Source organism: Streptomyces sp. NPDC051172 (assembly GCF_040682555.1).
Taxonomy (GTDB): domain Bacteria; phylum Actinomycetota; class Actinomycetes; order Streptomycetales; family Streptomycetaceae; genus Streptomyces.
In genome coordinates, this window is the sequence record NZ_JBFBBE010000130.1 from 1 (window position 1) to 23,956 (window position 23,956).

Annotated in this window: 18 protein-coding genes and 1 pseudogene; 11 read left to right on the top strand and 8 right to left on the bottom strand. The window is 67.8% G+C overall.

Annotated features, from left to right (window positions below; translation table 11 throughout):
* Positions 1-49 precede the first annotated feature (49 nt).
* The 3 genes from AB0N07_RS42725 to eccE all read right to left on the bottom strand — a co-directional run bounded on the left by AB0N07_RS42725 (position 50) and on the right by eccE (position 5,298).
* The gene (locus AB0N07_RS42725; protein WP_365844892.1) at positions 50-2,890 is read right to left on the bottom strand and encodes an SCO5717 family growth-regulating ATPase; all 2,841 of its coding nucleotides are present in this window, start codon (positions 2,888-2,890) and stop codon (positions 50-52) included.
* Positions 2,891-3,121: 231 nt separating this feature from the next.
* Entirely contained in the window at positions 3,122-3,967 is an 846-nt protein-coding gene (locus AB0N07_RS42730) for a hypothetical protein (protein WP_365844894.1), read from the bottom strand.
* Positions 3,967-5,298 (bottom strand): type VII secretion protein EccE, encoded by a 1,332-nt coding sequence (gene eccE, locus AB0N07_RS42735; RefSeq protein WP_365844896.1) that lies wholly within the window; start codon positions 5,296-5,298, stop codon positions 3,967-3,969. Before eccE ends, AB0N07_RS42730 begins: the two co-directional genes overlap by 1 nt.
* A gap of 395 nt (positions 5,299-5,693) precedes the next feature.
* On the opposite strand from eccE, the gene eccB reads away from it, so the two are divergent.
* The 8 genes from eccB to AB0N07_RS42775 all read left to right on the top strand — a co-directional run bounded on the left by eccB (position 5,694) and on the right by AB0N07_RS42775 (position 14,483).
* On the top strand, positions 5,694-7,289 hold the full coding sequence (gene eccB, locus AB0N07_RS42740; protein WP_365844898.1) for a type VII secretion protein EccB: 1,596 nt from the start codon (positions 5,694-5,696) through the stop codon (positions 7,287-7,289).
* Positions 7,290-7,548: 259 nt separating this feature from the next.
* Positions 7,549-7,860, top strand: a complete 312-nt coding sequence (locus tag AB0N07_RS42745; RefSeq protein WP_030944974.1) for a WXG100 family type VII secretion target — start codon at positions 7,549-7,551, stop codon at positions 7,858-7,860.
* Between the two features lie 88 nt (positions 7,861-7,948).
* Positions 7,949-8,233, top strand: coding sequence for a WXG100 family type VII secretion target (locus AB0N07_RS42750; protein ID WP_365844900.1), 285 nt, complete (start codon positions 7,949-7,951; stop codon positions 8,231-8,233).
* A 297-nt stretch (positions 8,234-8,530) separates the two neighbouring features.
* A complete protein-coding gene (mycP, locus tag AB0N07_RS42755) occupies positions 8,531-9,733 on the top strand; it encodes a type VII secretion-associated serine protease mycosin (RefSeq protein ID WP_365844902.1) in 1,203 nt (400 codons plus the stop codon).
* A gap of 55 nt (positions 9,734-9,788) precedes the next feature.
* The gene (locus AB0N07_RS42760; protein WP_232655908.1) at positions 9,789-10,127 is read left to right on the top strand and encodes a hypothetical protein; all 339 of its coding nucleotides are present in this window, start codon (positions 9,789-9,791) and stop codon (positions 10,125-10,127) included.
* Between the two features lie 41 nt (positions 10,128-10,168).
* A complete protein-coding gene (locus AB0N07_RS42765) occupies positions 10,169-11,698 on the top strand; it encodes a hypothetical protein (RefSeq protein WP_365844905.1) in 1,530 nt (509 codons plus the stop codon).
* A 123-nt stretch (positions 11,699-11,821) separates the two neighbouring features.
* On the top strand, positions 11,822-13,141 hold the full coding sequence (locus AB0N07_RS42770) for a S8 family serine peptidase (RefSeq protein WP_365844922.1): 1,320 nt from the start codon (positions 11,822-11,824) through the stop codon (positions 13,139-13,141).
* Between the two features lie 1,165 nt (positions 13,142-14,306).
* Positions 14,307-14,483: a hypothetical protein gene (locus tag AB0N07_RS42775; RefSeq protein ID WP_365844907.1), complete on the top strand. Its 177-nt coding sequence runs from the start codon at positions 14,307-14,309 to the stop codon at positions 14,481-14,483.
* Here AB0N07_RS42775 and AB0N07_RS42780 read toward each other — a convergent pair whose 3' ends face one another.
* Positions 14,484-15,701 (bottom strand): ISAs1 family transposase, encoded by a 1,218-nt coding sequence (locus AB0N07_RS42780; protein ID WP_365844909.1) that lies wholly within the window; start codon positions 15,699-15,701, stop codon positions 14,484-14,486.
* A gap of 331 nt (positions 15,702-16,032) precedes the next feature.
* Here AB0N07_RS42780 and AB0N07_RS42785 point away from each other — a divergent pair, with 331 nt between their 5' ends.
* Together AB0N07_RS42785 and AB0N07_RS42790 are read left to right on the top strand one after the other, a co-directional pair.
* Positions 16,033-18,273, top strand: a complete 2,241-nt coding sequence (locus AB0N07_RS42785) for a DUF6571 family protein (protein WP_365844911.1) — start codon at positions 16,033-16,035, stop codon at positions 18,271-18,273.
* Positions 18,274-18,304: 31 nt separating this feature from the next.
* Complete coding sequence (locus AB0N07_RS42790; RefSeq protein ID WP_365844913.1) at positions 18,305-18,841, top strand: hypothetical protein; 537 nt, start codon at positions 18,305-18,307, stop codon at positions 18,839-18,841.
* A 60-nt stretch (positions 18,842-18,901) separates the two neighbouring features.
* Here AB0N07_RS42790 and AB0N07_RS42795 read toward each other — a convergent pair whose 3' ends face one another.
* The 4 genes from AB0N07_RS42795 to AB0N07_RS42810 form a co-directional block, all read right to left on the bottom strand.
* Positions 18,902-19,504, bottom strand: coding sequence for a hypothetical protein (locus AB0N07_RS42795; protein ID WP_365844915.1), 603 nt, complete (start codon positions 19,502-19,504; stop codon positions 18,902-18,904).
* Positions 19,501-19,749 carry a hypothetical protein gene (locus tag AB0N07_RS42800; RefSeq protein ID WP_365844917.1) on the bottom strand — a complete coding sequence of 83 codons (249 nt, stop codon included), beginning with the start codon at positions 19,747-19,749 and terminating at the stop codon, positions 19,501-19,503. Before AB0N07_RS42800 ends, AB0N07_RS42795 begins: the two co-directional genes overlap by 4 nt.
* 25 nt (positions 19,750-19,774) lie before the next feature.
* Positions 19,775-20,995 (bottom strand): hypothetical protein, encoded by a 1,221-nt coding sequence (locus tag AB0N07_RS42805; protein WP_365844919.1) that lies wholly within the window; start codon positions 20,993-20,995, stop codon positions 19,775-19,777.
* A gap of 118 nt (positions 20,996-21,113) precedes the next feature.
* Positions 21,114-22,295 (bottom strand): ISAs1 family transposase, encoded by a 1,182-nt coding sequence (locus AB0N07_RS42810; protein ID WP_365844921.1) that lies wholly within the window; start codon positions 22,293-22,295, stop codon positions 21,114-21,116.
* 266 nt (positions 22,296-22,561) lie between these two features.
* Between AB0N07_RS42810 and AB0N07_RS42815 the strand changes: the two are divergent.
* A pseudogene (locus AB0N07_RS42815) lies at positions 22,562-23,786 on the top strand (ISL3 family transposase); the annotation flags it as partial.
* Positions 23,787-23,956: the final 170 nt, after the last annotated feature.

The window sequence follows — 23,956 nt, forward strand, 5'->3', positions numbered from 1 at the left end:
GGGGGCCGGTGCCTGGGAGCACCGGCCGCCCTTCGTTGTTGCCGTACTGCTACTGCTGCTGTGTCCAGCCGGGCGGTACGACACCCTGCTGCGGCGGCTGGCCCTGCTGCGGGTCCTGGGGCGGCTGCTGCTGCCAGCCCTGGCCCGGTCCCGGCTGCTGCGGGGGCTGCCCCCAGCCCTGCCCCGGCTGCGGGGCGCCACCGGGCTGGCCGTAGGGCTGCTGGGGCTCCTGCTGCGGGGGCGCGTACCCCTGCTGGGGCTGCTGCGGGTACTGCATGTTCGGGTTGCCGAAGCCCTGCTGCGTACGGGCGAAGTCCTCGGCGATGAGGGCCGCGAGATCGAAGTAGGCCTCGCGGGTCTTGGGACGCATCATCTCGAGGTCCACCTCGGCGCCTGCCGCGAGGTGCTCGTCGAAGGGGATCACGACGACAGCGCGGCAGCGGGTCTCGAAGTGCGCGACGATGTCCTCCACCTTGATCATCTTGCCCGTCTCGCGGACACCGGAGATCACGGTGACCGACCGCTGGACGAGATCGGCGAAGCCGTTCGCCGACAGCCAGTCGAGCGTGGTCGAGGCGCTGCTCGCACCGTCCACCGAGGGGGTGGAGATGATGATCAACTGGTCGGCCAGGTCGAGGACCCCGCGCATCGCGCTGTAGAGCAGACCGGTACCCGAGTCGGTGAGGATGATCGGGTACTGCCGGCCCAGCACGTCGAGCGCGCTGCGGTAGTCCTGGTCGTTGAAGGTGGTGGAGACCGCCGGGTCCACGTCGTTGGCGATGATCTCGAGGCCTGAGGGCGCCTGCGAGGTGAAGCGGCGGATGTCCATGTAGCTGTGCAGCTGCGGGATCGCCTGGACCAGGTCACGGATGGTGGCGCCCGTCTCGCGCCGGACGCGTCGGCCGAGCGTGCCGGCGTCCGGGTTGGCGTCGATCGCCAGGATCTTGTCCTGGCGCTCGGTGGCGAGCGTGGCGCCGAGCGACATGGTCGTCGTGGTCTTGCCGACGCCGCCCTTGAGGCTGATCACCGCGATCCGGTAGCAGGACATCACCGGCGTACGGATCAGACCCAGCTTCCGCTCCCGCTCCGCCGCCTCCTTCTTGGCGCCGAGCTTGAAGCGGGACGGGGCCTGGTTGTTCTTGCGGGCCTTCGGCTGGTTGCGCAGCAGCCGGTCGGAGGAGAGCTCCACGGCGGCGTTGTAGCCGAGCGGGGTTCCCGGCGCGGCTTGCTGCTGCTGGGGCGCACCGGGTCCGGCCTGGGGGCCGGGCGGGGCGGTCCAGCCCTGGTTGCCGTACGCACCGGGCTGCTGCTGCTGGGGCGGCTGCGGCTGCGGCGCCTGCTGCGGGGGCTGGGCCGGAGGCTGCTGCTGCGGTGCGGGCTGCTGCGGGGCGCCCTGGGCGGGCTGCGGGTAGCCGTAGCCCGGCTGCTGGGGCGGGTAGCCGTAACCGGCCTGCTCGGGCTGGGGGGGGTAGCCGTAACCGGCAGGCTGCGGCTGGCCCGGCTGGCCCGGCTGGCCCGGCTGGCCCGGCTGGGCCAGCGGCGGGGCGGGCTGCTGCGGCGGGGCGGCCTGGGGCTGCTGCTGCGGGTAGCCGTATCCGGGGGCCTGCGGCTGGGGCTGCCCCGGCTGGGCCTGGCGCGGGTCGGCCGGTGCGGGCTGTCCGCCCTGCGACGGGTATCCGCCCTGCGCCGGGTATCCGGGCTGTGGCTGTGCCGGGCCGAACGTGCCCTGCGGCGGCGTCTGGTGGGCCGGCTGTCCCGGCTGCGGCTGGGCAGGGGGCTGGCCGGGCGCCTGCGGGTAGCCGTAACCGGCCGCGGCCTGCGGGTCCGGCTGTGGCACTGCCTGGCCGGGGTGTGCGGGTGCGAAGCCCTGCGGCAGCGGGGGAAGTCCCGGCGCGGCCTGGGGCGGGGTCGGGGCCTGCGCGGCGGGCTGCGGCTGCGCCTGCTGCGGCTGAGGCTGCGGCTGAGCAACGGGCGGGGTCGGGGGAGCGGCGGGCGCTGCCTCGGCCTCCGGCTCTGCTTCCGCCCTCGTCGGGGCGGGGGAGTCCGCCTCGGGCGCCGACTCGTCGGCACCGGACGTGGACGCGGTGGGGTCACCCTGCTCCGGCTCGTCGCCGTGCGTCTCCTCCGACTCGACCTCGTCGTCGCCGCCGAACAGGCGGGCCGCCTCCGCGTCGGCGGCCGCATGGTTCAGTTCGGCCTCCGGCTGCTCGGGGGCGGCCGCCGCCGGGGTGGCGGTCTGGGCCGGGCCGCTCTGCGCGTCCTCGTCGACGGGGTGCAGCACGGGGAAACCGGGCGCGGCGGCCGACGGCGCGGCAGGTGCCGGCTGCTGGGGCGCCGCGGGCGGCGCGGTGGGCGCAGGCTGCTGGGGCGCGGCGGGCGGCGCGGTGGGCGTCTGCTGCTGCGGTGCTCCGAAGCCGCCCGACGTGTCCTGGCCGGTCTGGGGCGGTGCACCGGCGCCCGTCTGCTGGGGGTAGCCGTACCCACCGGGCGTCGCCGCGGGGGCGGTGCCCGGCGCGGACTGCTGCGGCGGGAATCCGTAGCCACCCGTGCCCTGAGCCGGAGCGGGCTGCGAGGGCTGGGCAGGTTGTACGGGCTGTTGCGGTGCGGCCTGGGCGGGCGGCTGTGCCGGGGCGGGGGCGGGTGGCGCGGGACGCTGCGGTGTGACGCCCGGGGGCCCCGTGGGTGCTCCGATGGGCGGCCCGCTAGGCGGCGGTGGCGATTGCCGCCCGCCGTCCTGCTGGCCGCCGGACGGGGAGCCACCCTGCGTGCTTTGGGCATACCAGGCGGGCGGCTCGTAGACGATCTCGAACTCGCCGGTGAGATCCACCTCGTGATCGTCCCCGTCCGAGGAAGGGCTGCCGCCGTTGTACTCGGACCGATCCCTGTTCACTGCTTGCCTCCTGGTCAGCCACTGCTGCTGAGCTTGGTCGTCGTCGCGGCCGTGCGGACCGAGTGGCGAGTCCCACGCGACTGCGATCGTCACCGCACCACCAGAAGCCTAATCACTCACATGGCGGGACGGAAAAGCCCCCATGGGTGCGAACTCAACAGCCTCACGGGTGCGGCCGGTTCGCACCGTTCGCACCCTTTCCCCGGTGAGGCTCCCGGTGACGACGACGCGTCAGTCCATCCGTCGGGCCACGCCGAGCAGGCCCGTCTCCGCATCGGTGGGTTCGGTCATCACGAACTTGTGGTGCTTGCGGGTGCACCACAGGGCGGCACCCTCGTGCAGCGCCGGCAGATGCTGCAGATGCTCGTTCGGGACGCCCAGGGTGTCGCGTACGACCTCGATCTCGTGCGGCGAGATGCGCTGGATCCCGACCAGCTGCGCCTGCGCCAGCCAGCGCGGCGCATGTTCGCTGACGTACGGCAGGACCGTCACCACGGCCTGCCACGGCACGGAGGTCACCCGCCCGCGCGGCGGGCGCACACCGCAGTCCCGGATCAGCACCACCGGACTCGACACGGACGGCCCCTGCGCGGGCACCCGGCCCACCGGATAGACGGTCACGCACTGCTGGCCGCCGCCCGCCGCCTGGGCCAACTGCTGCCAGACCTGCGGACGTCCGGTCTCGACGCCCACGCGTGCACCCGTCGCGGCGGCGCGCAACGCCAGCACCTGGGCCAGCCACAGGCCACCCACGAGGACGACGTCGAAGGCGGTCGGCCGGGACAGGCCCAGCACGGCCGGCTGCCCGTCCGGGTCGGTGCCGATGAGTACGCCGTCGTCACCGATCGGCATGCTGATCGCCGCGAGCTCGTCGGCGGTGACGACATGGCGGTTGCGGCGCGGCCCGCGCAGCCCGAACCCCGGGCTGACGATGCGCCGTTGCTGCTGCGGGGTCTCCGGCTGCCGGATGATCGGGATCATGCCGGTGTCGGTGGGCGAGGCCACGTGCGCCGGAGTCGTACGGCCAGGGGTGTGGCCCTGCTGTCCCGGAGGCATGGTCTGCGGGGGGTAGGACATCAGTAGGTACCTCCGAGCGGCAGAGTGGCGAGAGCTCCGGGGACCTGCTCCCGGTCGAGACGGACCAGACCGGCCTTTGCGGCACTGGCGGCCCGTTCCAACTCCCGTCCCACCTGGCCGAGTTCACTGTCCCCGCGGGCCGTGACCCGGATGTGCCCGCTGAGTGAGACACCGCGGTTGCCGGCCTTGCTCAGGGTCATGCTGAACGTCGTGGCGAGCACCGGCAGCGAGGTGAGCTGCGTGACCAGCTGGGGCAGCGCCACACCGCCGTTGCCCAGCTGCGGCCAGCGGGAGACCCAGTACGTCGTGTGGTACCGGTCGTCGACCCGCCAGGACTTGACCGCCTCGACGGTACGGCGCTGGGCCGCCCGCCCTTCCTGGCCGTGCTGAGCGTTGGCGCGCGGGTTCAGGCAACTGGAGGTCGCGAGCGCCTGCACCAGCTCGTTCTCGTCCAGGATGGTCGCCTTGAATCCGGCCCCGGCCAGCCTGCTGGACAGCTGGTCCGCCACCCGCAGCAGCGCCTTCTGCGCCCCGGGAACACCGTCTCCGCGCGCCTGCACCGCCTCCGGGCACAGCTCCGGGTCGAGCTTGAGGGCGACCCAGGTGAGCCGGAGCGCGGGCGAACCGGACTGCGCCTGCAGCGGGCCGTACGACCGCGCTGCAAGGGACTGCGCGGGCAGATGCGGTGCAGGCGCCGGCTGGGTGTGCTGCACGACCTGCGCGGAGGCGAGCCGGATCCCGTCGACCTCCAGGGCGTCCTGGACCAGTCGCAGCGGAAGCTGCCGGTGGGCCGCCGCGGGGCGCAGAGGCTCGTCCGCCGGCTGCACGAAGAGGACGGCGGTCAGGAACGTCCCGTCGCCGATCATGCCGATCGAGCGGTTGTCACGGGAGACGAAGCCGTACGTCCGCAGGGCCGGGTCGCACTCCACGACCGGCGCGAGCATCGCATCGGTCCCCGGCGGTACGGGCAGCTTGGCGTCGCGGCGGCGCTGCCGCATCGCGCGTGTCGTCTCGTACCACTCGGGCAGTGGACGGCGACCCCGGCGCAGAACCGCCAGCAGAAGCAGCAGCACCGCCACGGCACCGGCAGGTGCCAGCAGCCAGGAGGTGTCGGCGGCCCAGGCGGCCAGCATGACCGCCGCGGCGAGCTCCACCAGGATCAGCTGCTGCAGCCGCACGGGACCCAGACCGCCGGGGCGGGGCAGCGTGCGCGGCGACGCGGCGTTGGGGGCGGCTGCGGCCGGAGTGGCTGACGTACGACGCCGGCCGCCCGGAACTCCCTGTTGCTGCTGTGCGCGGCGTCCGCGCCGAGTGCTCGTAGCGCTGGTCATCCCCCGGGACATCCCTTTCGCGAAATATGTGGCCGCTCACTGGGGCCCGCAACGTCCATTCACTGGGCCCACAGCATCCATGTGGGCGGCTCACGGTACCCGCTGCGCATCGCCAGGCGACACACGGGACACCGAAACCCCAGGTGGCCAGCCTTTCACGGACCGGCCCCGCATGGTGAAGCTCTGTGGTGAAGCTCTGTGAAGATGCGGGGGCGGCCGCAGACCTGGTGGGCTGTCGTCCCGCGGCGCAGGGCATAGTAGGTGCCTGCGCGACCGAAGTGCCGTCTGAGCGCGAACAATTCGAAAAATTTGGGTGATTCGGGTGATTCGGGCGCAGCCTCGCCACACGATCGAGCAGTGCAAACGGGCAGTACAAAACGGGAGAAACGGGGACCATGGCCAAGCGTCAGGACGAGCTCGCCGCCTACAACTTCGCTCGCAAGCGCACCGTCGCGGCGTTCCTGGCACCGTCGCCGGGCGGCTCGGAGGAGGGCGCACCGCGGCCCATGCGCACGGTGACGCCCAGCCTGGCGCTCGGCGTGGTCCTGGTGATCGGCTTCATCGCCTACGGCGTGATCAAGCCGACGGCACCGGCGGGCTGGGACACGGCCGGCGAGTACATCATCGTCGACAGCGACTCCACGACGCGCTACGTCGTCCTCCCCGACAAGGCGGCAAAGGGCGGGAAGGTCCTGCACCCGGTCCTCAACTACGCCTCCGCCAAGCTCCTCCTCGACAAGGGCAAGGGCAGCGTCCTCGAGGTCTCCGGCAGCGAGATCGACAAGAGCGGCATCGCGCACGGCGCGACGATCGGCATCCCGTACGCCCCCGACCGGCTGCCCTCCGCGAGCGACGCGCAGAAGGCGAAGACGTGGGCGGTGTGCGAGCGGCCGGCGTCGGGCGGCGGCTCGGACAACTCCATCGACCGCGCGGTCTTCGTCCTGGACGCGGGCGACGCCAAGACGCTGGACGACTCCGGCAAGGTCGACTCCAGTGAGGCCCTGTACGTCAAGGACGGCAAGAGCGGGCTCGAGTACCTGATCGACGGCAAGGGGAACCGGTTCCTGCTGGGGGGCGTGGGTCTCGGCAATGCCAACATGGAGAGCCTGCGCTCCGCCGTCATCGGCAGCAGCAGCAGGACGACGCCACAGCCGGTGAGCCAGGAGTGGCTGAAGACCCTCAACCCCGGCGAGAACATCACCTTCCCGACGGTCCCGCAGGCCAACCAGCCGACCGCGGTCCAAGGGCTCCCCGCCCAGGCCCGCACCGTGGGCCAGGTGCTCAAGGCGCAGGACGCGCAGGGCTGGCAGAACTACGTCGTCCTCAAGAACAAGGTCGCCGCCGTCTCACCCCTCGTCGCGGCCCTGCTCGAGGCATCGCCCTCCGCCCAGTCAGCGTCCGGGAGCGGCGGGAACGAGGCCATCACGGTCGACCGCCAGGCCATCATCACGGCCAACAACGGCGGGGCGGACAAGTTCTACGAAGACAAGGGCTGGCCCGAGCAGGTGCCGCGGCAGGCCAACCCCGCGACCTCGGCGACCGGCCAGGCCCGCACCACTTCGTGCAGCGTCTACAACGGCACCTTCGGCGCGGACAAGAAGCCGCAGCTGGCGGCCTGGGCCGGGACGAACTTCCCCAAGAAGGTCGTCTCCGACTCGCTGAGCGCCTACGTCTCGTCCGGCTCGGGTCTCCTTTTCAAGGAGCTCACCGGCGGGGCGGGTGGCGGCGGTGCGCAGTACCTGCTGACGGACACGGGCCTGCGGTACTCGCTGCCGTCGAACAACGACAGCACGGCGAAGGGAAGCACCGCGGTCTCGTCCTCCTCGGCCTCCGACGGGTCGCAGAGCGCGAGCGAGACGGACAAGGCGCGCACGCGACTGGGGTACGGAGACATCACCAACCTCACGCTCGTGCCGCAGACTTGGGCGGAATTCATCCCAAAGGGCCCGACGCTGGACACGGGCGCCGCGTCGCAGGAACAGAGCCAGTGACCGTAGAACTCGTCTCGGCGGGTCGGCGGTTGTAGTCGGCGACCCGCCAACGGGGCGACGGGCAGGTGTAGTTGAGCGCACAACTGCCTGTTGATCACGAGATGATCGCTCAAGTGTGTGAGCCGTGTAACTGATTGGTCTTGCCTGTGGATGTGCGACAGGCTGACGATAGAGTGTTTGCAGCGCTCAACGGTGCGAAGCTTCTCCGGGCACCAACGCAGGTCTCCCGGATCAACAACAACATGGGGGAAGGTTCAACATGGCCGGCCAGTTCCGGGTAACAGAGGACGAACTCACCAAGCTCTCCGGTGACATCAGCACCGCCAACGGCCAGCTGCAGGGCGAGATCCGCCGCCTCAACGGAGTGATCGAGCAGATCGCCGGCGGCTGGAAGGGCCAGGCGGCCACGTCCTACCACCAGCTGCAGGAGCGCTGGAACCAGGACGCGAAGAAGATGAGCGACATCCTCAACGACATCAAGGAAGCCGTGGACTCCACGCGGAGCAACTACTCCGCGTCGGAAGAGCAGCAGAACTCCGAGATCAGCAAGATCATGTCGGACTTCGGCTGAGCCGTACCCCGGCTCCGACCGATCCACTGTCACTGATCCTGACCGATCCGAACGACTTCCTTACGACTCTTCCTGAAAGGGAACGACGATGTCGATCCTCGTCAATTACGCAACCATCACCAACGCCTCCAGTGACGTGCGTACGACCGCCGGGCGCATCAAGCAGCAGCTCGACGACCTCGAGGCCGCGGTCAAGCGCGTCGCCGCCACCTGGGAAGGTGAGGCGCAGGAGGGCTACCAGCGCAAGCAGACCGAGTGGGACAAGACCGCTGCGGACCTGCACCAGACCCTTCTGAAGATCTCCACGGCGCTGCAGAGCGCGGCGGACAACTACCAGTCCACCGAGAAGAGCAACGCGGCAACCTGGGGCTGAGCCCACCGGTGACCCGAGGCGCATGAGATGAAGAGAATCGGCCCAGCCGACGCCACGGCGTCAGCTGGGCCGTCCTCTGCTTCGGGGCCGCACACGGCAAATTCCGCAAATCTTCACACGCATCCATCGTCACATTCGTCCATCGTCACACTCGTCATCGAGACGTCCGGCATCGGTACGTCAGGAAGCCCTGGGGGCCTGAACATGAGGGGCCTGAACGTGGAGGGCCGCAGAGCCCGTTCGCGTAGCCGCAACGACCGCAACAGTGGAACCCGCGCACCGCAGCGGGTTTTCGGCGTGCTTGCGGCAACCGGGATCTGCATCGCGCTGGCACCGCCGGCCTTCGCATCCCACAGCCCCGCCTCCGGCGGCGCGAAGTTCGGCCTGGCAGCGAGCACGGAATGCGTCTTCGGTGGCGACGTCATCAAGTCCAAGCCCTGGTCGCTCCAGCGGATCCTCCTGGACCAGCTGTGGGGCCAGTCGACGGGCAAGGGCGTGACGGTCGCGGTGATCGATACGGGGGTGGACAGCTCCAATCCGCAGCTGAGCGGGGCGATGGCCGGCCCCGGCAAGACCTACGTCGACGGCGGCCCGAACAAGGACATCGAGGGCCACGGCACCCGCGTGGCGGGCATCATCGCTGCCCGCCCGATCAAGGGCACCGGGTTCGAGGGCATCGCCCCCGACGCCAAAATCCTCTCCTTCCGCTACACGGGCGGAGAGAACAAGCAGGGCGACTCGCGGACCATGGCCCAGGCGATCCATGACGCGGTCGCAGCGGGCGCGAAGATCATCAACATCTCCTCGGACACGGTGGACAAGAAAGACACCCAGAAGTTGCAGGGGTTGAAGGACAGCGTGGAGGCGGCAGTCGCGAAGGACGCCCTGATCGTGGCAGCTGCCGGCAACGACGGCGCCGACGGCAAGTCCCAAAACACGTTTCCGGCATCGTGGCCGGGCGTGCTGGCGGTGGCTGCGTCCGACCGCAACGACGAACGCGCCTACTTCTCCCAGTCCGGCGACTTCGTGGACGTGGCGGCACCAGGCGTCGACATGGTCTCGACGGTCCCGAAGGGCGGCCAGTGCACGGCTGACGGCACGAGTTTCGCGGCGCCGTACGTCGCGGGCGTCGCAGCTCTGCTGAAGCAGAAGCACCCGACCTGGAAAGCGGCCCAGATCGCCACGCGGATCGAGGAGACGGCCCAGCGACCGGGCCGCGGCCCCAACCGCTACATCGGGTGGGGTGTGATCGACCCGGTGGCCGCGCTGTCGGACGACTCGACGCCAAATTTCTCTCCAACTCCTGATCCGGTGGTGAAGACCGGGTCTGGCGGGGTTGTTCCCATGGCTGTGACCATGGGGGAGAGCAAGGCGGAGCGGGAGCGCCGGACAGCCATCTACGTGCTGGGGACGGCGCTCGCGTTGGTGCTGGTGGTTGCGGGGAGCGGGGTGGCTGTGCGGGACTGGCGTAGTCGACGGGTTGGACGGACTGGGCGATGACCTGGGCACTGAGTGGTGCTGACAACTTGAAGAACAGGGGAGAGGACAACGGGGTATGAGTAACGGAATGCGGGTTGATCTGAGCGCGCTGGATGAGGTCATCCGCAAGCTCAACGGCCTTCTCTCAGACATGGACAAGGCCAACACCAAGGCCAAGTACGAGACGGATATTCCGAGCACGGCTTTCGGCAGCATGAAGTTCCTGGAGTCCAACGAGCTTCACAGCGCCCATGAGAAGCAGAAGGCCCGGATCGAGAGCATTATCAAGGGATTGCACGGGCTGATCGACGACTTCGGCACGAGCACCTCGAAGGTCAGGGACAAGTACAGCGACCAGGAACACGCCAACGCACAAGGTGTGAGCGCGGCTCCCAAGGGTGGATCGGCCTACTAAGCGGTTCAGCAACGGGTCTCTGACGGAGGGGATGTTCGAAAATGTATGGCGGCGAGTACCAAGTAAGCCCTGAGCAAATCAAGGCCCAGCAAGAGGCAGAAAAGAAGCGGATCAAGGACAAGCACGACGAAAAGCTGGAATCGCTCCCCGACGGTGGCATGGGAGGGCCGGATCGCAGCAAGCTCGACACGCACTTCATGAAGATGGGCATTCCGGAGCTGCGTTCCATGATCCTTGATTCCGATCCCGACCGGATCTACGAGGTCAGCCAGCACTGGAAGTCGGTCCACAACATCCTGTCCGGTGGTGACGGTGACGGTAAGACCGGTGGTGTGGACTCGGTCTCCGCGAAGGACAGCGTCGCGGGCATGATGCAGAGCCATGTGGAAAACGTCCTCGAACACTGGGAGGGCGAGGCTGCGGAGGCGTTCCGCAAGAAGGCCAACGAGATCATGGGGAACATCAGGAACGGAGCTGCGTGGGCCAATCACTATGGCGAAACCATGCACGCCGTCCAGAACGACCTGCGTAACTCCATCACCAAGATGCGGGACGTCAAGGAGCCTTCTGGCTGGGACCGGGCCTGGGACAAGCTCACGGACGACAACCGCAGTGATGCGCAGCTCCTGGCAGACATCAACAAGGGTGTGAGCACGGACGCCGCTCGCCAGGCGAACGCGGACTCCTTGTCGGCAGGCAAGGAAGCGCAGCTGAAGGGGGTGGCGATTATGGAGCAGTTGGGGGTCAATTACAAGGCTTACGCGACGCTGCCCCCTGGCGGGATTGACCACCAGAAGGACCCCTTCCCGCCTCCGAACCCCACAACCCCAATGCCCACCCCTATCTCCATGCCGTCTGCTAGCAGCTCGCGTCCAGGCAGCGGAAGCAGCACCACCAAGCCGTGGAGCGCCGGGCCGACGACGAGCATTAAGCCGACGCCTACCGTGCCTCGTGATCCGGGCATCACAGGAGGCTCGCAGCTTCCAACGGTTCCGACGGCAAAGACAAATGTGGACAGCATCTCCCCTGGCCTGACTGGTCCTGGCCCCAGTACGGGCGTTGGCGGCCCCGGTGGCGGCCTCGGTAGCTTCGGTACTGGTGGAGCTCAGACCTCAGGCATCCTGGCTCCCGGCGAGGCAGGTGGTCTCGCGGCTGGCGCGGCTGGACGCGGCGGTATCGGCGCCATGGGCGGTCGCGGTGGTCTGGCCGGAGAGGGCGCGGCAGCGGGCCGCGGTACCGGAGGCCGCGCCGGCATGGGCGGCATGGGTGGCGGCGGAGCCGGCGCGGCTGGTCGAGGCGGGACCAGCGCCGGCGGTCGTGGAGCCCTCGCCAGGGCCCGTGGCGGTGTGGTCGGCGCGGCCAAGGGGGTCGGCAAGGGCGCTGGCGGCGGTGCAGGCTTGCACGGCAGCCGGGGCGGAACGCAGGCAGGAGCTGCCGGGGCGAGCGGCAAGGACCGCCGATCCAAGAAAGAGAATAGCCAGGGCGACCGCCCCGACTACTTGGTCGAGGACGAAGAGACCTGGATCTCGGAAGATGACCGCAGCCGGAACGTACCACGGACCATCGAGTAAGCATGTAAGAGGGCGGGACGAAAAGTCGTCGCCTGCCCATATATAAAGGCTGGCGCCCCCAGTCTTAGCTGAGTGAGGAGCAAGGAATTGGGTTTCAAGCGAGTCTGGTCCACGACAGGCGTCGTGGCTTTGACGGGAGCCTTGCTCCTCACCTCGGCACCAATTGCGACAGCAGACCAAGTCCGAGACGCCCAGTGGCCCCTTACGGTTTATGGCGCCGAAAAGGTCTGGAAGACCTCTCAAGGCGCGGGGGTTACGGTCGCTGTAGTCGACTCGGGCGTGGATGCCAGTCTTCCAGACCTGACCGGACAGGTCTTGCCTGGTAAGGACTTCACCGGCCAAGGTAATCCTCATCAAGATGACAATGGGCATGGCACGGGTATGGCCAGCCTTATCGCTGGCCATGGACACGGAGCGAACGGTTCGGCTGGCGTAAAAGGCCTTGCACCGAAGGCGAAGATTCTTCCAGTGCGTGTCAGTGCAAGGAGGGGTGATAAGTACACCACAGATTGGGGTGCTGGAGTCCGCTATGCCGTGGATCAGGGAGCCTCGGTCATCAATCTGTCGTTTGGTGATGAAAGTTCCTATCCTGGATCGAAGAATGCCAAGGCCATTGCGTATGCACAACAACATGATGTTGTGGTTGTAGCGGGCACGGGCAACGATGGAGGAACCGTAAGTTACCCGGCTGCGCTTCCAGGCGTGGTCGCTGTTTCTGCTGTAGACCAAGGCCTCAACTTTTGGGACCTGTCAAACACGGGGAATGTGACCGTCGCAGCGCCCGGCGTTCAAACCCCCCAGGCTGACCCCACAGTTGCCAGCGGTTATGTGAAAGCAGACGGGACTTCCGGGTCCGCGGCTTATGTCTCAGCCATCGTCGCCCTCCTCCGCTCCAAGTACCCCGACCTAACCGCAGGCCAGATCATCAACCGCCTGGTCAAGTCGGCGTCCTTCCTGAACAACAAGGGCAAGACGGCCCCTGACAAGGAACTCGGCTACGGCATCGCCCGCCCGGGCTCGGCGTTGACGATGAACATCCCGAAGGGCTCCAAGGAGGGTCCCCTGGCCAAGGCGTCGCCGTCCACGTCCACGGAGTCCGGCAATGCCTCTGCGGGCAACGACAACCCGAGCCAGGCCAAGGAAAAGAAGGACTCCTCCTCCGGAGGCGTCCTCCTCATCGCCGGCATCGCAGCCGCCGTGGTGGTCATCGGCGCCATCGTCTTCGCAGTAGTCCGCAGCCGCCGAAACCGCGGCGGCGGCGGCCCCGGTTCCGGCCCCGGCGGTGGAATGCCCCCGCACGGCACGGGCTACCCGCCCCAGCCCCCGAGGGGCTACCAGCAGTACCCCAATACACCTCCCAACCAGGGGTACCCCACGCCTCCGGGCCAGTCCCCGCAGCACCCCAACCCCTACGCCCAACAGCCCCCGCACCAGGGCCAGTAGGGGTTAGCTCAGCGTCCAGGGGCGCCGGAGACCTTTGGTCATCGATGCCCTCTCAGGCGTGCGTCACGGCGGTGCAGTGAACCGTCCCGAGAGCAAGAATGGAACCTACTCAATGGGCGCCATCGTCCTCCTCGTCGGAGTCATCGGCCTCCTGGCCGTGGTTGCCGCCGTCACCGTTTTCGCTGTAACCCGCAATCGCCGTAACTCAATGAACAGCGGTATTCCCGGCGGCGCTTACCCGCAGTACATGGGCTACCCGCCCCATCAGTCGACACTTCCCGCCCAACAGCCGTATCCAGCCCCCGCCCCCAACCAGGGCTACGGGTACGCCGTACCTCCTGCACAGCCTCCTCAACACCCCAATCCCCACGGTCAACAGCCCCCGTACCAGGGTCAGTAGGGAAAAGGTCTGCTGATTCAAATCCAGGCACCTGCGAGAAATCGAGCTTCAGCGGCATCTGGGGCGTGATCTGCGACGATGTCCAATGTGGTGCTGATTCTGTTGATCCTCATCGGGCTCGGAAGTGCTATTGGGATCCCGATTTGGTTTTTTGGGCAATTCTTCGGCTCCAAGTCCGTACATGCGCGACGGAAAGCCGAGTTCTTCGAGTCTTTTGATGGAAGTCCGGAGATTCGAGCCCGGTTCTGGGGTGTCGGGATTTCGCAAGCCGAGACGGCTTGGTGGGCAGAGCAATACGGCTATCGAGTTTCCGCGTGGCCTACGAGCCGGGAACCTGGTGCGTACGTCACGATGCAGCGGGTGGGGCCACCGAAGTTCCAGTTCCAGACGCCGTATCTACCGGACCCGCCCTCTCCTCCGCCTTCCTTCCCTCAGGCAGGTGCATCGCCGCAGCCCTTTGGGTCTGATGCGAACCATCGGCCGAATACCGGGGCGGGCTGAAGAACGTGACGTGTCCTCGGGAAGCTAAAGGCGTACCGCCAGAAAAATCGGCATCCCCGAGTAGCCATGGGGAGCGCTATACTCACTTTTTACCGACGTGATCACGTCGAACATGGGCGTCTTCCGCTGTCTGCGGAACGTAATAGACATGGGGGACATGGCGTGTCAGCCGGGACGGGAATCGAGGATCCAGGAGCACTGAATCGTGCGGGCTCCGGCGCGCACGAGCTCGCGGGCCAGACGCGAACCGGTGGTGCTCATCCGGTGGACGAGACACGTTCGGCGTCCCGGGACTTCGGCGCCGGCAACTGGGACGGCGGACTGGGCGGGGCGCTCTCCGGCCTGGCGGAGACCTGGTCGGATCAGGTCTCCGCACTTGTGGCCAAGTGCGACAACCTCTCCAGTCAGGACTCCGTCGTTCTCGCGATCGGTCGGGAATGATCACGTGAGGCCGAGAGTCGCCAGCGGCCGGGCCATGTCCCGCCCGTGATGGCGCAGGCCCTCGGCGATGTTGTCCCGCCCCGCCAGGCGGAGCGCGCCGATGGCCAGGTTCCGCAGGGAGGCCATCGCCCGCGGCGCACTGCCAGTCCGCACCCGCGAGGCATCCTCCCCGAACGTCACATCCCTGACATGGTGCTCACGATTCTCAATCGCCCAATGCCCGCGAACGCGTTCCGCCAGGTCAGCAGCGTTCGCCTGGTGCACCGTCAGACTCGTGATCGCATAGACGCGCTCGATCGACACCTTCCCGGTGCGTACTGTGCGCCGCCGGCGCACGATCTGCAGCGCCTGGCCGGCGTGCGGGAACGGCAGATGCGGCACGGTGACGGCCTTCAGGCGGCGGATCTCGTCGCGGCCGTGCGCGGCGGTGCGGGTGCGGTCCATCAGCGGCACCTCCTTCCAGGGAAGATCCTTCACCAGCGTGTGCAGAGTCGGGTGGTTGCCCTTGAGCACGGCGATGTAGTGCGCGTCTTTCTCCTCGATGAGGAACTTCGCGTGGTCGGTCTGGGTCAGCAGCGCGTCGAACGTCACCACCACGCCGGTCAGGTCCAGCGGGTCCAGCAGTGGCCGGAACGCGGTGATCTCGTTGCTCTTGGCGTTGACCTCGCGCTGGGCGAGCACGATGCCGTCGTCGCGCAGAGCGGAGATCAGGTGGACGCAGCGGCCGTCGGCGCGCAGGGCGCCGCGCAGGGACTTGCCGTCCACCGCAACCGCTGCCCGCGCTGGACGGTCCGGCGGGTGTCTGTCCTGGTCGGCGGCTTGGGAGGCAGCGGCACGACCGGTGAGCCAGCCGCCGATCGCCGCGTCGAACGCGTCGCCGTCGATGCGCTGCAGTACCCGGCGCACGGTGGCTTCGCTGGGCGCCCGGCAAGGCCGGTCCGGATCACGCAGCGCGGCCCCGCAGCAGAACAGCAGCCGGTCAGAGGCATCGGCAGCCCACTCGGCGATCGCGGTGAGGGACTTCGCTCCGGCCAGGACCGCGCAGGCGGCGACCGCCAGGACATACGGCAGCGGGTGCCGACGGCCCCGGAGGCGGCGCGGGTCGGGCAGGCGAGACAGCCGGGCCAGCAGGTCGGGCAGTTCGTCGGGGCAGGCTGGATCGCAGCCCGCGAGTTGGCCCAGCCCGACAGGGATGGGTGATGATGGCTCAGCAGGCACGGTCTTCCGTTGTGGTGATCAGCGAACTCGACATTCCATGATCACCGGAAGCCGTGCCTGCACGCGTATCGGCCACCCGCCACGAACCGCCCACCACCACCAACTTGGGGCATCAGGTCCATACCCCCGGCTCTGGCGCCAACCGCGAGAACGACGGAGCCCTGCCTCTCCAGTCAGTGCGGCGACACGGGACTGCTGTATCAGCGCACCGAAACCGCGAACACGCAGATCATGAATTCCCTGGCGAGTGACTTCGGCTGAACCAGGCACCGCCTGCCGCCACAGCGCCAACCTGCCAAGACACTCGACTCCACGGAGACTCGCCGAGCTCATGCCGACGTACGAGCAGCTGTACCACCTCAACCTCAGCAACCTCAAAGCAGCCGCTGAGCGTTGGGAAGAGACCGTCACCAAGTTCAAGGGACTCCACACCGCATACGGCGATCAAGTCGTCCGCCCCTTCCGGCAGGCCGGCTGGACCCAGCCGGTACTGACGGCGGCCAAGGCGGCCAACGACGTACGTGCCGCCGAGCAGGAGTTCGCGGACGCCCACAAGGAAGCGCAGGGCATCGCCGGCGTCCTCACGACACTGCACACGGAGCTGGAAAAGGCGAAGGACGACCTCCACGACCTCGCCAACGTCGAGGCCAAGAAACAGGACCTTCAGGTGAGCGCCACCGGCGTCGTCACCCCGCGTAACGACATGTCCCAGGACCCGATGCGCCACCACGACCCCGACGCTCAGGACATCATCCGCAAACAACACGAGGCCTGCGACGCCTTCGCCCGCCGTATCGAACGCGTCCTCCAACGTGCCGCCGACGCCGACGACACCGCCTGCTGGGCTCTGCGCCGCGACCTCGGCGGAAACAAGACCGACTTCAACTCCAAGGTCGTCACCTCCCTCGATGAGGCAGATGCCACGCACGCGGCCGAACTGATGAAGAAGGGCGACAAGCTCACCGACACAGAGCTCACCGAGCTCAACCACCTGATGAAGGCCAACCAGAACGACCCGGTCTTCGCCACCGCCTTCTATAAGCAACTCGGCCAGAAAAGCACCCTCCAGCTCTACGGCCAGCTCGCCCTGCAGACCGCCGACGCCGACGCCGAACGCAAGGCGCTGCTCCAGCAGATGCAGCGCAACATGGGCAACACCCTCGCCACCGCCACCGACCCGGACCACAAACCCCATCTGTCCGAGCAGTGGACTGCCGACCTGCGCAAACTCGGCACCCAGCACATCCAGTTGTACGACGACAGCATGAACGAGGGCCCCTACGGCTACCAGGTCCTCGGCGGCATCCTCCGCTACGGCAACTACGACGCGTCCTTCCTCACCCCGATCGCCGAGCACGTCACCCAACTCCACGACAAGAACCCGTACTTCTTCGCCGATACCAAGGGCGACATCGGCGAACCCAACTACGGCTTCAACCCTTCCGGCAAGGACGGCGCCGGCTACGACCCCATGAACAGCGTCCTAGAAGCCCTGGGCCACAGCCCGCAGGCCGCCACTGACTACTTCACACCGCCGATGGAGGCATACACCGAGGACGGCACCCATAAGGGCGAGCTCTCCGAGATCCATGGAGCCAGCAACTACCTGGACTACCTCGTCAACAAGGACTACGAATCCTTCCCTGACATCACCGGCCACGACCCCGACGCCGTGCAGAAGTCCATGAACGACTTCCCTGACTCGCTGGGCCACGCCCTCGAAGCGGCCACGACTGGCCGCCCCGCCGGCGCCGACCCTTCCACCGGCACGCTTGCCCACACGCAGGATCAGGCTGATCTGGCCGCCCAGGTGATCAACAAATTCAGCGGCCCTGACGCCGGAGAGCTGCTCAACAGCGACGACGGGACCGCCCGCTACGCAGCGGCAAGCGACAGTCTTGGCAACATCGGCGCCGAGTACATGGGCGACATTCAGCGCTCAATCACCGGCCAGGAAAGCCTGCCCGTCCAAGGCGCGAGCGCTGATCTGGATGCCGAGGCGACCAAGGAGTTCCTCTACCAGGTCAGCCAGGACCCTGATGCCTACGCAGCACTTACCGGTTCTCAGCAGGCCTATACCTCTGCCCTTATCGACGCGGAGATCAAGGGCCCGGACGACAGCGAAGTCTCCCTTGCCCAGCGCCTCTCTACCGCCGCTCACCCCGGAGCCGAGGTCGCAGGCATCATGAGCGCGGCCCGCGCTCACGCCGTACACGATACCCACGCGCACGACGACGCCGACTACAACGAAAACGTCGACACCGCTAACAAGTGGGTTGGCCGTGGTCTCGGACTCGCAATCGGGAAAATCCCCGTGGGCGGCGAGGCCGTCGGCTGGGTGGTCGAAGACGTCCAGGAAAGCGTGGCTAACAGTCTGCACCAGGACACCACCAACGAGGCCCAAAGCGAGGCGGGGCGCGACTACACCAACGGTCAGTCGGCGGTGCGTGAGGCGGTGCGCGCCGACATTGCCCGTTCCGGAGGGAGCGAGAAATTGCAGAACGCCGTGGGCGCAGAGGTCGACCAGAGCCACGCCACCGGTGCCGAATGGGGGGACCAATTCCATGGCTGATCATTGCCCCAGCCGCCGTATAGGCTGCGCAGTGCTTTCACTCGCCGCACTTCTGCTTACGGCCTGCTCTGGTGGGAAGAAACCCGAAGTCGAATACGCCTTGCCCGACACCTTGTGTGGAGCACACGTCGGGAAGAAGGCCATCGAGCCCCTCTTCCCGCCCGGCAGCAAGCTGACGAAGACAGGGGACGGTCTCGACAAAGGCAAGTACGCCTCTGGGTGCGAATATGCGGTCGACAACCACAAGACGCTCTTCGTGCGCAACTTCTTCCACGAGGACGTACAAACTGCCCGCCAGATCGCGGAGAGCAGGGCCACCATGTACGGCGACGGGGACAAGAAGGTCACAGTCGACGCCTCCGGCGACGCCGCCGTGTACTCCCGTGGTGCTGTGGCGGTGGAGGCGTGTGCCGGTTACTCCTCCGAAGGAGATGTTGAGGGGCCCCACAAGAGCTTCTCCGTGGAGATCCTGACGTTCTACCCCAAGGACCTGTCCAAGACAGAAAAGGCGCTCACACAGCTGCTGAAGAAGATCGTACCGGTCGTGGCAAAGGCCAACGGCTGCTGAACTCATGCCGTGCTCCGCCTGGTCCGATGGTCGAGATGCCGTCGCGCACAGGCGGTCGGCTCAGCTACGGCCGAACAGGCCGCCCATGCGTGCTCTCAGCTTGCGTGGGTCAAGGCCACCGGTCTTCAGCTCGAAGAGCCTGACCACCGAGAGAACCAACAGCCGGTTGACGCGCGGGTCGGTCACTTTCGCGTCGAAGCGGGTCAGCGCGCCGGCGTGGCGCGTGAGCTCGAACGCGACGCCCTCGGGTCCGGAGAACCGCAGCGTGAGCGGGGCGACGAGATCGCCCATGGTGGAGTCGAAATTGAAGCGCCCGACCGAGTTGCGGACCAGGGAACCGAGGCCGGTGGCCTTGCCTTCCAGGATTCCGAGGCCGAACTGGTCCACCCGGATCTGGTCTTTGAAGGGGTTCGGGTGTGCGTCGCTGTGTACTCGACCGACAAGGGCGCGGTCCGGGCCGGCGGCGTCCCTGGCCGTCACCAGCCCCACGAACTCGTCCAGTCGCCGTCCGGCGTAGACCTCACACGGAACCTTCGCCTCAGGCGGACCGGGACGGCGTACCCGAGCTGCGGGTGCGCTCGTGCCCTCCTCCCGGACCTCCCACACCGTTTCGTCACGGTGGTAGGAGAGGGTGATCCCGAAGGAACCGAGCGACTCGATCATCGGGTACCCCTCCTCCGCAGATCTGCCGCTGAGGTGCGGCTCCACCGACCGATCAGGTCCTTGAGGTCCTTCACGTCGGCGCCGGCCTTCAGCTGTTGGTAGAGCTGGTCGGCGAGCTCGATCTGCTGCGCTGATCGGCGATCCAGCATCACATCCCCCAGCTGCGAGGTACGGGCGGCGAGCTGAGCCTCTTTCGGGTCGCGCGGTGGCTGCGCCGCGGCAAATGGGTCCATGGTGTGGGTCATTGACGTCTCCTCGGATGTGATCGGGTCAGGCTGCGGGGAGCATGCCTATGCGGGCCGCACCCAGGGTCGGGCTCCAGCCGGCGGTGCGTTCGAACTCGAAGCCGCGCTGCTCGACATCGTCGATGAGACTGCCGATGCTGGGCATGGGCGAGTTGACCGCCTTAATGACGGCGTTGACCGCGTCCGGGATCTTGTGCAGCGCTTCCTGGATGGCCTTGTAGGTGCCCTCGATGGCGTTGACCACGGTGACGATCCGGTTGACGATCTTGTACATGCGGTAGAGCTCCACGCCAGTGACCAGCAGGGCGGCAGCGTCGGCCAGCGGGTCCTCGGGGCCGCCGCCGACAACCTCGATGGTGGCATCGGCTGCGGCTGTCTGGGCGGCCAGCTTGGCCAACTGCTCTATATCGTCATTGATGAGAGTGCCGATCTGCCGCAGGGCCAGCCGCACGAGTCCAAGCACGGTTTCGTAGGCGTCGTGGTAGATCTTCGCGACCTCTGCGGCGGCGTCGCCGATCCCGCCCATGCCCATGGTCCAGCAGAACAGATACGAGTCGAACCCACGGGCCGCGTCCCCGGTCCACTCGCTGCCAAGCCTCCATGAGCCTTTCCGCAGTGTGCCAGTGACGGTGTACAGGCCCTCGCTGAGCGCACTGTAGGCGACGTGCAGGTACTCAAGCCGGCCGAAGTCCCCCGTAAGCGGGGTGAGGAGCAGTTCGATCAAGCTCTGCCCTGTGCAGAACTTGAACAGCTTCTCCGCGCCAGCCAGGAAGCCCTCGCCCATGTTGGTGTGCAGCGTCCACACCATGTGCGAGATGCTCTTCGCCTCGTACTGCGAGGCGTCATCGGGGTCCTTGGGCTTGACGTCCTCGTCGGTGAAGTTGCCCAGATGGGAGGAGCCGGGGAGGCCACCCAGGTCGGGTATGCCCCCGAGAGGCGCGGGGTAGATCGAGCGTATGTGGGCGGCTGTGTCCTGGTCCGTGGTGCGGTATGCATTCGCAGTCGCGTCCGACTTCTCTGCCACCAGGTTCATGCCGCGCTGGCACTGGACTGTCTTGCCCTCGAAGAACTCGGCGACCTCGGGGATGATCCCGCTGACCAGAGCCAACAGCCCTTCCAGCCCCTGATTGTCGGCGCACGGGCCCGCCGCGTAGTGGTTCAAGGTGCCCAGGTGATCGCCCTGCTTGTGAGCTAGGCCCGAGTAGCTGTGAAAGTCGTCCAGCGGTGGTGTCTTGAAACCGTCCATTTTCATCCCCGTTCCTGCAACGGCGCTTGTGTCGATCGCTCCGTGACTCTACTGGAGGTGCCCAGTGAGTAGAGGAGGGGATCGGCTCGGTCTGAATGCGCAGTTCACCGGGGGAGCTTCAAAGCGCCTGGTCGTGGGCGGCGGCGTTGTTGGTCCATCCGGCGAGGTGGGCGAGGCTGATCGCGAGGCTGCGGAAGGTCGCGAGGGCGCGGGGCAGGCTGCCGGTGCGGGCGCGGGAGGCGTCCTCGCCGAAGGTCACGTCTCGCACGAAGTGCTGGGCCTCGATGGACCACTGGTCACGGGTGCAGCGGGCCAGGGTGGCGGCGTCGGCTGTGGCAACGGGTGCGGTGGTGATGCCGAGTTCGGCCACGGCGTGCTGTTTTCCGTCGCCACGGCCGGTGGTGTACCGCTCGGTCAGCAGTGCCTGGGTGGCGTGCGGGAAGGCGACCTGGCCATCGGCGAGGGGTTGGACGCGCACGATGCGGATCTCGTGACGGCCGCTGTTCATCTCCTCGGTACGGTGCACCGTGATGGCCGTGTTGGTGTGCTCGTCCCAGTCGAGGGTGTCGAGTTGGGCGAAGAGCGTGGCCCGGTTCTCCTTGACCGGGAAGAGGCCGAAGGCGCCGCGTCGGTGCAGGTAGCGGGCGTGGGCGGCGACGGTGTGCAGGGCGTCCGCGGTTACGATCATGCCGGAGATGTCGGTGACCAGGTCCAGGGCCGGGGCGAAGTGGAGGGTCTCGTGCGGCTTGTGCCGCATTTCGCGCTGGGCGAGCATCACGCCCGGATCGGTGAGGTAGACGCCCAGCAGGTGCAGTTGATGTCCGTCGCTGTCGCGGGCGCCGCGGACCGTCTTGCCGTCCGCCGCGAGCGAGAGCACGGGCATCTCGCCGGCGATGCCGGCCAGCGGATCGGCGGTGTGCGCCTGGATGAACGTGCCGACGGCCGCATCCAGCGCGTCCGCGTCCAGATGGGCGAGCGCGCGGGTGAGAGTGGTGGCCACCGGAAGCCGGTCCGGGTCTGCGCCGGGGACTTCGAGGGCCGCCAGGACGCCGGCGCCCTGGCCACGCGCCCAGCGGATCACGCCGCGCACCGAGCACACCCCGCACAGCATGGCGCAGGCGACCAGGCCGAGCAGCATCGGCCAGGCGTGGGTGACCAGATGCGGCGTCCTCGGGTCGGGCACCGTGCGGACGGCCTCCAGCAGCGACGGCAGGCGTTCCGGCGCGGACAACTGGTCGGCTGCCGGGCCGAGTTCAGCGGCGAGTTGGCGCGAGGTGGGCAGGGTCGGGCAGGATGGCATGCGGGCGCGGCCTTCACGATCTTGCGAGTGGAATCACATGATCATGACGGGTCGCGCCCTTTCGCGTTCACCCGGCCTCCCGTCCAAGATCCGAGCACGCATCACACCTGTGTACACGGGAGCCGGTGATCGTGCGGCAGGCAGCTATTATCCGGCTCTCCTGTCGTATGTGTGGGTGCCTTGACCAGCCCTGATACGGGAAACACGCCGTCCCCTGCCATCCTTTGAGTTCTCTAGGCTCAAGTTGGATCAAGCAGGAAAACGGCGTGTCCCTCTTCAGGATATGGAAGCGGACCCTGACGGCGGAGAACACCGTGGTCGAGGGCGTCCGGATCGATGAGAACGAACAGTGTGTGGTCGTGTCGGTACGGCCCGATGCCCGCCGTCGGCAGCGGTGCGGGATCTGCCGACGCCCGGCGCCCTGCTACGACACGGGGCGGGGGCGGCGCCGGTGGCGGGACCTCGACCACGGCGTGATGCGTGTGTTCCTGGAGGCCGCCGCGCCACGGGTGGCCTGCCGCGAGCACGGGACGACCGTCGCTGCGGTGCCCTGGGCCCGTCACGGCGCCGGCCATACCCACGCCTTCGACGCCCAGGCGGCATGGATGGCCGCCGAGTGCTCCAAGAGCGCGGCTGCACAGCTGATGCGCACCTCCTGGCGGACCATCGGCGCGATCGTCGAGCGGTACGTCGCCGACCGCGACCGGTTGGTCGACCGCCTGTCGGGGCTGCGACGGATCGGCATCGACGAGATCAGCTACCGCAAGGGGCAGAAGTACATGACGGTCGTCGTGGACCACGACACCGCGAGGGTGGTGTGGATGGCCGACGGGCACGGCAAGGACGTCCTGCACCGCTTCTTCAACGCCCTCGGGGAGCGGCGCACCCGTCCGACTCACTCACATCAGCGCCCACGGCGCCGCCTGGATCGCTGAGGTCCTGGCCGACCGGGCCGCGTCGGCGGTGCGCGTGATGGACCCGTTCCACGTGGTTGCCTGGGCCACCGACGCCCTGGATGTCGAACGCCGTGCCTCGTGGAACCGCGCCCGCCGCCAGGCCGCCGATCCCGACACCGCCCGGGCGCTGAAAGACTCCCGCTTCGCGCTGTGGAAGAACGAGGCAGACCTCACCGATCGGCAGGCCGCGAAACTCACCTGGATCGCCGCCACCGATCCCCGCCTGCACCGCGCTTGGCGCCTGAAGGAAGCCCTGCGCGCGGTATTCACCCTGGCCAAGACCCGACCTACCGCTGCCCTGTCAGCTCTGGACCGCTGGATCGGCTGGGCCCGCCGCTGCTGCATCGACAGTTTCGTCGACCTCCAGCGCCGCATCCGCCGCCACCATCAGGCGATCCGCGCCGCCTTGACCACCGGCATGAGCAACGGACTGGTCGAGAGCACCAACACCAAGACCCGCCTGATCATCCGACGCGGCTTCGGCTTCCACACCGCCGACGCCATCATCGCCCTCGTCATGCTCACCCTCGCCGGCCCCCCGCCCCACCCTCCCCGGCCGCCAACCCGCCACAGAATGACCCACACATACGGCAGGAGAGCCGCAAAATTGGGGTTCTGGATCACTTTCCGTGCAGCGCTGACGGACGGTCACGGGCCCGCCCCGGTCGCCGTGCAGTCACCCGGCCAGGAGGACGCGCTTGCGGA